This is a genomic window from Vibrio sp. 1F263 (assembly GCF_041439035.1).
Classification (GTDB): domain Bacteria; phylum Pseudomonadota; class Gammaproteobacteria; order Enterobacterales; family Vibrionaceae; genus Vibrio; species Vibrio tasmaniensis_A.
In genome coordinates, this window is record NZ_JBGONI010000067.1 from 1 (window position 1) to 10544 (window position 10544).

Sequence of the window (10544 nt, forward strand, 5' to 3'; positions counted from 1 at the left end):
ATTCGGATAGTCGATCAAACCAATGGGAATTAATTTGCATCAATCCAAAATCACGACTGATCACTTGACCGGTTTTGTTTTTATTTTCATTATACGCATTCGGTTTTAGGCTGCTCTCTACCGTTGCAATGGATTTTAAAAGCTGTGGATCGACATTATAAAATCTCCCTGCCTCATCAAAGCAAAAAGCCCAACCGAAACACGGCGATAGCAAAGAAAGGTAAAGTAATGGTTTCATCATAAAAAGCCACCTATCAGCCACAAACCCACAAAGTGACACCATGAAAAAGCAATAGAATCAAACATCGAGCAAATAGGCGTACTGTGGTACTGAGAGCGGTATTGGCGACCGCTTGCGGTCGAGCCTTTGGCTCAAATTCTTTTAGCGCGAGCGTTGAAGCGTTCGGACAAAAAAAATGCCTCTAGGATAAGAGGCATTTAAGAAAACATATTTGAATATTAAACGTTGATATGACTGCCAACCCAAAACGCGGCACCGGCTACCGTCGCAATCATAGCGAAGGCTGTTGCAATAATGAGATTTTTAAGGGAACTCACTTCATTACGAACTGTGTCGATTTTATCTGAAAGCTCATTACGAACTGTGTCGATTTTATCTGAAAGCTCATGACGAACCGCTTCGATCTTCTGATCGAGTTCTTTACGCGTATCATTTAACTGCTCTTGAGTGGCAGCATGAGCGGTTAGGTTGATCAGCTCTTCAACGCTTAATGTGACTTTGCTTGATTCAGACATAGTAGAAACCTTATTTAATTGCTTACAGTTTATAGCATTATGATGAGGAAGTCATTCACGCCAGAATAGGCGTAAATGAGAGACATGTTTCACTAATGGCTATATCCAACCACGCTCCACAAACGACACCACATCTTCAAAAGACACCACGAAATGATCGAGAACTCGAATATCAACCAAGGCTAACGCGTCGGTCAGTCGTCGAGTAATACGTCGATCGGCTTGACTGGGTGTGGCATCACCGCTGGGATGGTTATGATAAAAAATGACCGCGCTTGCATTTGTGGCCAGTGACTCTTTGACCACTTCACGCGGGTAAACGGATGCGGTGTCAATGGTGCCGTTAAACATCTCTTTTGTGCGTAAAACTCGATGCTGACTATCAAGAAAGATCACCCCAAACACTTCGCTTTCATTGGAAGCAAGTGAAGCCTGACAAAATGACTTCACCAATTCAGGGGAATTGAGTGGCGTCTGCTCTGACACAAACAACTTAGATTTTAAAATGCTCGCGGCATGGTGCAAGATATCTTTTTCTTCTACAGAGAAAAGGCTGTGATTAGAGTAGTTAGCAAGTACAGACATAATAGATCCCTTTTAATATTTAAAGTCGTGATGGGCGGCGCTCAGTCCGTGTTATTGGCCATACAAGCTAGTCAGAAGATCTTTCGCTCTCGCTTGATGCTTAGCGGTCGTTTCAACGTTTCTCTCTTCTTTTTTCGCATAGGCGTAATCTTCTCGCATCTGTTTCACAGTCGTAGCTCTATCACATACGCCAATACTCACCCCTTTTCCTTTATTTCCTTCCTCCAAGATCAAAGAGTCGGTATAACCAAACTCATTAAGTAAAATCTCATGCACTTTAACCGCTCGAACGCTCGAATTAAAGTCCGTTGAATTCACCCAAATAAGTCCCTTTGAAACAGTCGCGGAAACGGTCGAACGCACTGCACGTTCAACGACCTGGCAGGAGATATCATTTTTTGGTGAGCTTTCGTGCCCAGCGGCGAAACGCTGGTCGCTGAACATCGATTTAGAGAGAGTTGGGCTTGAGTTTCGTTGTGCCATGAGGAGTTTCCTTTTTGTTTGAGTATCACTTTTATGGAGCCGCTTGGCTGTCCGGCAAGCGCTCATGGTTCTCAATAACAAGGGCGCGAAGCGTTCATATACCCTTGTTATTGGGGCTCTGAGCGAGCACGGTAAACAGCCTGCGAGCCCCATCAAATGATGCAAGTCGAAAGGGAAATCGGCACATAAGGCAACAAGCCCTTACTCGAACTTAATGGAGGTCAGTGAAATGAGTGAGGAGGTACGACGAACAGCAACGAGGAAGACTGACGAGGCGCAGGCGTTTAGGGTTGTACGATAGGAGCTTGTAGAGAAGCACCTTCTGGTGCGGCACGCAGTGGCTCACTAGGGTGATGCCAATCTAGGCCATAGATGAAAGCTCCAAGAGAAAGCCTTGCCCGAAGGATCACGCCTAAGGAAAGAGCACCTCATTATTTCTCACCCCACGTAAAAAACTAAGAAGCAATAAGCTAAGAGATAAGAAGCCAAGAATGAGGATTATTTAAATACATTTACCCGTCAGTAAGTCACTAGAATGGGTATATCGATACTGCCACCTTGCTCACTGTAACTCCCTTTTGAGAGCCAAAGGTCAGCGTCCCTTTTTCAAAACGAGCATTAATGGTCTCAAGCGCTCGATTAAGCTCTAACTTGTTAGAGTTAGCCCCAAATCAGTCAAGCCAGTTTCTAAGTTAATGTATATACGTCTATAAGTAAGGCAAACACTTGTCGTATTTTCCAGTAGGAATAAAAACAGATATCGTCCTTACCTCACTTTTTTGAGACCTCACCTTAGTCATCACTTCAGCGCTGTGATGTACTATTTCTCCAAATAGCACATCCGTTTCTCTTAATCGGTCCCGATAACTTAGTTCAACTGATTTACGCAACAAAGAAATATCAAAATCCTTCATACGTGGTGCGAGCCATGTAAATCCAAATCAAACGGTGATGAAAACCGTGCGGTGCTTTATTAAATTATTCATATGTGTGCTCTACCCTTTGCCACTTAGAGTAGTTATATCAAGATATTTAGTTATAGTGCGTTAATGACACAATGCCTTTCTAGCGTAAATCAATTTTAATTAAGCCAAGAAATTATTTACACCTTCGCAATAATTATTGGCTTTGTTGCGTAATTCAGTTTAGAAACAGAGTCTCCCCGTTTCTCATGCTTTTTAGTCAATACGACAAGTTTCAGGCATACCTAACCCAGTAAGCTTGTTCAACGGTTTTATCATCGCGTAAGTTTCACCCACCTGTGAATTGTAATTTCTTAAGCTCAATCGCCCTCCTAACAACTGTTTTACTCGATACATCACTGTTTCTGATAGTGAACGTCTGTGGTATCCAGACCGCTCTTTCCAATACTTATTTGAGCCGTATAACTTCTGGCAACCCACGGCGAGATTTCGAGGGTGACCACGCTCCCAGAAGGCTGCTCCTTCTCTTGGGGGAATAAGCGCAACGGCTCGCTTAATCTTAATAGCAGCGTGGCACACTCTCGTGTCGTACGCGCCATCGCCAGACTCTACGCTTGCCATCCGTCTCGTGTTTTTTGACTTTTCATGAGTGCTGTCGTGATAGCTAAATCACTGAATCGACGTGGCCTACCGCGCTTATTCTGTTTGCTTTGCGCCCAACCGCTTATTGCCTCTTCATCAATCCAAAAAGTCAGAGAGCCACGGTTAATGAGCGATTGGTTGTATTGCTTCCTGTTGGTTGTTTTGTAACGAGGTTTAGACATAGAGCTACGAGAGAGAGTGGACGTAGCTGATCATATCGTAGGTTCTTGATTTAGTTCCATTGAATTACGCAACAACAAATCCACCTAGCTTTATTATTTATATTTAATAGATATAAATAATAAATATATATCTTTTCAACCCTAGAACCATTGTTACATTATAACAATTAGTGTTCTATTTGAGGTCGAGGGAATGAAAGGACACCTTTTAAAAGTAAAAGCACTTTTTTTGGCAACTTTGGCTTTGGGTGACATGGCCTCTGCTTCTACAGCTCTTCAGTTCAAAGACGTGCTCGGTAGAAACATCTCTTTAGAAAAGCCGGCAGAAAAAATTTTCCTAGGTTTTTATTTTGAGGATTACCTAGCGATCGCTGGACCAGATGCTTACAAAAAAGTGGCTATTTTCCCAAGACACTCTTGGAAAGATTACCGTCAATCTCAATGGACCACCTATAAAAAAATCATTCCTGAGTTAGAAACGATTATTGATTCAGGTTCTCTTTATACAGGTACTTTTGATTTCGAAAAACTCTTGTTAACTAAACCTGATGTTGCACTTCTTGCGGCGTGGCAATATCAATCCCTTGGTGAAAAAGTTGAAATACTTGAAAAGAATGGTATCAGAGTTGTCGTTGTAGACTTCAATGCTCAAACGCTTGAAAAACACGTCATTAGCACACGTGTTATAGGCAGAGTAATGGGGACAGAAGGACGCGCTTCATCGATTGCAACGGAATACGAAAACACAGTAAACATGGTTAAACAACGTGTTACGAGGCATCTGGAAAACCACACGGCACGCCGTGTGTATGTGGAAGCAGGTACAGGTGGACCAAATGAATACGGTAAATCTTACTCGACGACAATGTGGGGCAACCTTTTGACAATGGCGGGGGCCGATAACCTTGCCCATGGGATGTTTGAAGGTTCTGCCCACCTAACGCCTGAATATATCTTGAGTCAAGATCCAGAAGTGATCTTTATATCCGGTGCTCACTGGGTTAAACATAACGACAGCGCCCTGCTTGGTTTCAACAGCACAATGGAAGAAGCGCAAACTAGATACCGCCCCTACCTAAATCGTGCTGGCTGGAATCAACTGACGGCAGTTAAAAATGGTGACGTCTACGGTATATACCACTCAGGAACACGTACTATTTACGACCACGTTTTCTTGTTGTATCTAGCAAAGTCTATTTACCCAGAAGCATTTAAAGATATTGAACCTAAGAAATTGCACCAAGAATTTTTTAGGAACTACATGCCGCAAGCGCTCAAAGGCACTTTCATGATTCAGGTGGGCGTAACTCATGAATGAAAGCATGAAAGCATCGTCTGACCTGAATCATTCCAGCGGCGCTATTTATCAAAGAATGCAGAAGCAAAGAATTAAGATTTTGCTAGGCGCTTTTCTGGCAACGAGTTTTTCCGCTTTATTCGATCTTGGTACTGGCTCATCGTGGCTAGGCATTGAACAAGTTGTTGAAGCCCTCCTAGGTGGTCCCTCTGGTGACAGCTTATCAACACTTATTGTCTGGCAACTTCGGTTACCCATCACTCTCACCTGTCTTATGGTTGGCGCCTCACTCGACCTCGCTGGCGGTCTAATGCAAACCCTCTTAGCCAACCCACTTGCCAGTCCGTATACCCTTGGTATCTCTGCTGCTGCTGGATTTGGTGCAGCCATAGCTTTTTTAACCGGTTTTTCAGTATTTGGTTTGCATTGGTTAGGCGTGCCGTTTGCCGCTTTCTTGACATCTGGATTAGCGAGTATGGCGATCTATATAATTGGTCGCAGCCGACATATGGACGCAAAAATCCTGATTTTGGCAGGTATTGTCGTTCTCTTCTTTTTCCAGGCTTTACAGTCATTAATTCAATATTTGGCATCACCAGAAGTGCTGCAGCAAATTGTTTTTTGGTTATTTGGCAGTCTACTGAAGGCGAGTTGGTTGTCCTTCTTTGTTTCAGGAGCCGTTTTCCTGTTCGGTTTGGTCTTTGCGTTATCTAAGGTATGGGCACTCACCGCCCTCACTTTAGGCGAAGAGCGAGCACTCGCCTTGGGAATAAAGACCAGCAAGTTAAGACTACAGATGTTTTTACTGTGTTCCTTATTAACTGCAGGAGCAGTGTCGTTTGTCGGAACCATTGGTTTCATTGGTTTGGTTGCTCCTCACCTAGCAAGAATGCTAATAGGCGAAGATCAGCGTTTCTACTTACCTTTGGCGGCATTAATGGGAGCGTTGCTTTTATGTACCTCGTCTCTTGTTGCTAAGTTGATTGTCCCAGGCACTATCATACCAATTGGTATCGTCACCTCCTTAGTCGGTGTGCCGATCCTTCTTTATTTTCTGATAAGCAGGAGGTTTATCTAATGACGTCGCTTTCAATAGAAAATCTTGCCGTTCCAATTGGAAGAAAACTCGTTTTAAAGAAGGTAGATGCCCACTTTTTGGGTGGCAAATTTACCGCCATTTTAGGGCCCAATGGCGCAGGAAAAACGACATTGCTCAAAGCTATCATGGGCATCATTCCTTCTGATGGGAAGATTAATTCAAGTGGGGAGGACGGGCTGAGATTACCGCTACAATCCTTCTCGTACCTATGTCAACTCAACAAATCTCCCTGTCAATTAACGGTTATTGAGTTTGTCTTACTGGGCTTGGTTCATCAACTGAGCTGGAACATCACATTTGAACAAGAACAAAAAGCAGACGCCATCCTTGATTATCTAGGTTTGAGAAATCTCGCCCTTAGACAGTTTTCTCAACTAAGCGGTGGTCAGCAACAGCTGGTTTCACTGGCGCAATCTCTTGTTGCTGAGCCCAAGGTATTGCTCTTAGATGAACCAACAAGCGCCTTAGATCTCAAGCATCAAGTCCAAATTTTAGACCTTGTTCGTCAATATACCCGAGCCAAAAATATCATCACAATTGCGGTCCTACACGACCTCTCTCTCGCTGCTCGATACTGCGACCATCTTCTCTTAATGAATGATGGTGAAGTTCAATATTGCGGTAAACCAGAAGACGTGCTCGATTCTGAAAGGCTGGGGAAAATCTATCAGATTCATGTGGACGTAGGTTGTTGCGTTCATGGACATACCCACGTCACCCCAGTTCGAGCCCTTAAAACAGATTAGGCATTCTTATGGCAATGAATAAAAGGCAATATCACTTATTAGTTTCTCTATCCACGTTTGAATCTCAAATTCAAACCCTGACTCATTACAGCCTTGAAAATTGTGAATGTTTTGTCCTTTTGCAAGAAAAAATTGATGAGTTTTGCGCTTGGATTTTGCAAGAAAATTTTAAAACCATTAGCGATGATTTTGATATGACCCCTGAGTACGATCGTTTAATCAAGCAGCTTCGTGAAACTGCTGTAAAAGCTCTGTGTTTATTGGAAAAACATCAGTCTCAGTGTGCCAGAGAGCATCAAATCGACATCAGCGAATATTTATACCAACTTTCTGAAAACACAAAAATTGAACTAAAAAAAGCAGGAATTGAAAGCAACTCTCGAGTCCTGTTTATTGGCTCAGGGTCCTATCCGGTTTCTGCTTTCACTATATCTCAGAGCACAGGCGCTCTCGTGCACGGTATAGATCTTGATGAGCAGGCAGTGAAAATGGCCAACCAACTCAACTTGTCAACCACTTTTAGCTGCAAAGATCTAATCACTGAGTTTGCCTCTTTCCGGCCAACTCATGTTGTAGTAGCCTCTTTAGTGGAACATAAATGGGAACAACTCAGACAGCTTAGACCTCATCTTAACCACTCTCACCGAGTATTAGTTCGATTCGGTAATGGTTTAAAGTCCGCCTTCAATTACCCTTTCAACCCAAACCTAATGGATGGGTGGGAAACACAACAGATCCATAACGATGCAGCGATATATGACACCGTCTTGATGGAGCGCGCAAAATGACTCTTTCATTAGGAAAAGTGTTAATCGTTGGCACAGGGCCAGCCGCATTTCAGACAGCAAAAATCATCAGAAACCAGTGCGAGCAACTTGGGTTAGTAAACCGCTCATCAGAGCGCTGGCAGCCGATGTTCGAAAGCTTACACAACGAACGTATTGCGCATATTTTCGCTGCCAAATCCTCTTTGAAGCGAATGGCTGGGCAGGTGATATTTGATGCGGTTTTTGAAGATTTACGCGATGTAAGCGGACAATGGGATACGTTGGTTCTGGGCACCCCATCTCATGCTTATTCAGCGGTTCTATTGGCTTTACCTAAATCGTGTTTGAGTTCCACAAAAATAGTAGTCCTCATTTCATCCTTATTTGGTGGGCACCGGATTGTAAAAGGCTTGTTTTCAGAACTGAATTTAACCCCCAACGTACTGATATTTTCCAATTACTTTGCGGCCACTAAATTTATAACGGAACAAGCTGGCGTTCGTGTCCTTACCAAAGCGGTTAAAAAACGTATTTATGCTTACTCAAGTAAAGAAAAATGCCCTGTCCTAGAGCTACTGACTCAAACTTTAGCGGATATCGGTGTTGAAGTTGTCGAGTTGGAAAATGGGTTTAGCGTAGAAGGACGAAACATTACCTCTTTCGTTCATCCCGCATTTTTTATGACCCCTTTCTCGCTCAATCATATCTTAAGTGAGACGAGAGAAGTTAAGTACATGTACAAACTTTTCCCTGAGGGACCGATCACAACCGAAACCATCCACATTTTGGTTGAGCTATGGCGCGATATATCAAGATTGATACTTCACTTTAACGGAACACCATTTAACTTGTTACAATTTCTCAATGATGACAACTACCCTGTGCATCCAGAAACCATTCGTCGTCGTCAAATTGAGCAGTTTATGTCGCTCACTCCAATAGCGCAGGAATATTTGGTTTACGTACGATACAGCGCGATTCTGATCGATCCTTTTTCTAAGCCGGATGAAAATGGGTGCTACTTCAACTTCTCTGCCGTGCCCTATGCCAAAGGTAAGGTGGAAAAAGGCAAGTTGTCTTTACCTCGAATACCTAAAGAAGATATACAGAATCTTTACTGGCTTCAAGTCTTAGGCAGAGCGCATGGGATTGCATTACCGAGCGTTAACCGTGTGCTAGGTATATTCGAATCTTGGTTAAGTAGCTCTCAACTCCCTCACCATTTGATTGAAGAGTCCCGCACTCAAGCGCACCAATACCTTGGTTGGGTGCGTCTATCATACGACCTTTAAAGAAACCCATCATGAACAACGGTGTAGCGTTAACTATATTTTCTGCGTTCATTTTTAGTGTCATGAACGCACTTATTAAAGCGGCCAGTTTGACGATTCCAAGCTCTGAAATTGTCTTCTTCCGAAGCGCAATAGGAACCGTTCTGATTTTAGGTTTAATGTGGAAAGCGAGTATCAGGTTTTCTACCACGGGCATACCAATGCTTTTGCTTCGTGGCCTGTTTGGGGCGTTTTATCTGCTCGCTTTTGTGTACGCGATTACCCACATGCCGCTAGCGGACGCCGTGATTTTGGCTTACCTGTCCCCGTTCTTCGTTATATTACTTTCCAACCTAATTTTGGGAGAAAAAGCCCCTAAAAAAGTAGCATTCCTTTTTCCGCTCACTTTGGTTGGAGTTACCTTAATTGTAAATCCATTTAGCTTCGACACATTTAATTTGTATGCCCTCTCAGGGGTGGCGAGTGCTTTTTTTGCGGCGGCTGCCTCTATCACTATTCGCCACCTGAGTAAGAGGCACCATATTTACGAGATTGTGTTTTATTTTCTTTTCACTTCGATGTTGGTATCCGGTTACTTGATGAGGGATGAGTTTGTGGTTCCACAGGGAATTGCGTGGATTTATCTAATTGCCATTGGTCTTGTTTCGCTCATTGGGCAAATTTTCCTAACAAAGGCATTCAGTCATGAAAACGCCGCTGTAGTTGCAGTCACCCGCTATATCGGCTTGGTCTTCAATATACTTTGGGGGGTTATTTTTTGGTATGAAATCCCTAGTTGGATGAGCACATGTGGCGTTCTTATAATAATAACAACATCTATTTCCCTCTCGCTAAAGAAAAAAAATATTATTCAATGATCTGAGTACCACCTAGAAAACAAACTAATCAAAGAGAGTAGGGAAGGCTTTGTTGCGTAATTAAATTTAGAGATAGATGCACCCCGTTTCGCGTATTTCTTAATCAATACGACAAGTTTCAGGCATACCTAACCCAGTAAGCTTGTTCAACGCTTTTATCATCGCGTAAGTTTCACCTACCTGTGAATTGTAATTTCTTAAGCTCAGTTGCCCTCCTAGCAACTGTTTAACTCGATACATCGCTGTTTCTGAGAGTGAACGTTTGTGGTATCCATACCGCTCTTTCCAATACTTATTTGAGCTGTATAACTTCTGGCAACCCACTGCGAGATTTCGAGGATGACCACGCTCCAAGAAGGCAGCCCCTTCTCTTGGGGGAATAAGCGCAACGGCTCGCTTAATCTTAATAGCAGCGTGACATGCTCTCGTGTCGTAAGTACCATCACCAGACACCTCAAGGATACTTCGGCGTGTTTGTTTCAGTAAGTTCGAGAGTACTTCCCCATCTCTAACCGTCGATAAACTTAGCTCGGCTGCAATAATTACATGAGTGCTTGTATCGACGGCAATATGAAGCTTTCGCCAGACTCTACGCTTGCCATCTGTCCCGTGTTTTTTGACTTTCCATTCACCTTCGCCATAAACCTTTAGGCCAGTCGCATCAATGGCTAGGTGCTGTATCGCTCCTTTCTTTTTTGTCTTAAATGAGACCTCAACTTGCTTTGCTCTACGACTGATGCAGGTGTAATGCGGACAGCTTAATGGAACATGGGCCAGTCTAAATATCGAGTTGATAAATCCTTGCAACGCTCTCAGTGGCATAGAAAACACGCGTTTCACCATGAGTGCTGTCGTGATAGCTAAATCACTGAATCGACGTGGCCTACCGCGCTTATTCTGTTTGCTTTGCGCCCA

General features: G+C 43.3%; 11 protein-coding genes and 1 pseudogene. 6 read left to right on the forward strand and 6 right to left on the reverse strand.

Annotation, left to right across the window (positions count from 1 at the left end; genetic code table 11):
• The 5 genes and pseudogenes from ACED25_RS22200 to ACED25_RS22220 form a co-directional block, all read right to left on the reverse strand.
• On the reverse strand, positions 1–241 hold a 241-nt coding region (locus ACED25_RS22200; protein WP_371693363.1), incomplete at its 3' end, for a lytic transglycosylase domain-containing protein.
• Positions 242–459: 218 nt separating this feature from the next.
• Positions 460–756: a hypothetical protein gene (locus tag ACED25_RS22205; protein WP_016800122.1), complete on the reverse strand. Its 297-nt coding sequence runs from the start codon at positions 754–756 to the stop codon at positions 460–462.
• A gap of 99 nt (positions 757–855) precedes the next feature.
• On the reverse strand, positions 856–1341 hold the full coding sequence (radC, locus tag ACED25_RS22210) for a DNA repair protein RadC (RefSeq protein ID WP_016800123.1): 486 nt from the start codon (positions 1339–1341) through the stop codon (positions 856–858).
• A 51-nt stretch (positions 1342–1392) separates the two neighbouring features.
• Entirely contained in the window at positions 1393–1824 is a 432-nt protein-coding gene (locus ACED25_RS22215; RefSeq protein ID WP_371696124.1) for a hypothetical protein, read from the reverse strand.
• Positions 1825–3002: 1178 nt separating this feature from the next.
• A pseudogene (locus ACED25_RS22220) lies at positions 3003–3571 on the reverse strand (transposase).
• Between the two features lie 193 nt (positions 3572–3764).
• Between ACED25_RS22220 and ACED25_RS22225 the strand changes: the two are divergent.
• The 6 genes from ACED25_RS22225 to ACED25_RS22250 are packed head-to-tail and all read left to right on the forward strand — an operon-like array spanning position 3765 to position 9629.
• A complete protein-coding gene (locus ACED25_RS22225; protein WP_016800125.1) occupies positions 3765–4889 on the forward strand; it encodes an ABC transporter substrate-binding protein in 1125 nt (374 codons plus the stop codon).
• The gene (locus ACED25_RS22230) at positions 4882–5946 is read left to right on the forward strand and encodes a FecCD family ABC transporter permease (RefSeq protein ID WP_371696125.1); all 1065 of its coding nucleotides are present in this window, start codon (positions 4882–4884) and stop codon (positions 5944–5946) included. The genes ACED25_RS22225 and ACED25_RS22230 overlap by 8 nt, the downstream gene beginning before the upstream one ends.
• Positions 5946–6713 carry an ABC transporter ATP-binding protein gene (locus ACED25_RS22235; RefSeq protein ID WP_017103898.1) on the forward strand — a complete coding sequence of 256 codons (768 nt, stop codon included), beginning with the start codon at positions 5946–5948 and terminating at the stop codon, positions 6711–6713. Before ACED25_RS22230 ends, ACED25_RS22235 begins: the two co-directional genes overlap by 1 nt.
• Before the next feature lie 8 nt (positions 6714–6721).
• Entirely contained in the window at positions 6722–7501 is a 780-nt protein-coding gene (locus tag ACED25_RS22240) for a hypothetical protein (protein ID WP_016800128.1), read from the forward strand.
• Entirely contained in the window at positions 7498–8772 is a 1275-nt protein-coding gene (locus ACED25_RS22245; protein WP_017100974.1) for an opine metallophore biosynthesis dehydrogenase, read from the forward strand. The genes ACED25_RS22240 and ACED25_RS22245 overlap by 4 nt, the downstream gene beginning before the upstream one ends.
• Before the next feature lie 11 nt (positions 8773–8783).
• Positions 8784–9629, forward strand: a complete 846-nt coding sequence (locus ACED25_RS22250) for a DMT family transporter (protein ID WP_016800130.1) — start codon at positions 8784–8786, stop codon at positions 9627–9629.
• Between the two features lie 99 nt (positions 9630–9728).
• Here ACED25_RS22250 and ACED25_RS22255 read toward each other — a convergent pair.
• The coding region (locus ACED25_RS22255) for an IS5 family transposase (protein WP_371696126.1) at positions 9729–10544 on the reverse strand (816 nt) is incomplete at its 5' end.

Bases quoted from the DNA above. Each gene is read 5' to 3' on its own strand.
- ACED25_RS22250 (WP_016800130.1), top strand. From the start codon at position 8,784: ATGAACAACGGTGTAGCGTTAACTATATTTTCTGCGTTCATTTTTAGT.
- ACED25_RS22235 (WP_017103898.1), top strand. From the start codon at position 5,946: ATGACGTCGCTTTCAATAGAAAATCTTGCCGTTCCAATTGGAAGAAAA.
- ACED25_RS22215 (WP_371696124.1), bottom strand. From the start codon at position 1,824: ATGGCACAACGAAACTCAAGCCCAACTCTCTCTAAATCGATGTTCAGC.
- ACED25_RS22225 (WP_016800125.1), top strand. From the start codon at position 3,765: ATGAAAGGACACCTTTTAAAAGTAAAAGCACTTTTTTTGGCAACTTTG.
- radC (WP_016800123.1), bottom strand. From the start codon at position 1,341: ATGTCTGTACTTGCTAACTACTCTAATCACAGCCTTTTCTCTGTAGAA.
- ACED25_RS22240 (WP_016800128.1), top strand. From the start codon at position 6,722: ATGGCAATGAATAAAAGGCAATATCACTTATTAGTTTCTCTATCCACG.
- ACED25_RS22230 (WP_371696125.1), top strand. From the start codon at position 4,882: ATGAATGAAAGCATGAAAGCATCGTCTGACCTGAATCATTCCAGCGGC.
- ACED25_RS22205 (WP_016800122.1), bottom strand. From the start codon at position 756: ATGTCTGAATCAAGCAAAGTCACATTAAGCGTTGAAGAGCTGATCAAC.
- ACED25_RS22245 (WP_017100974.1), top strand. From the start codon at position 7,498: ATGACTCTTTCATTAGGAAAAGTGTTAATCGTTGGCACAGGGCCAGCC.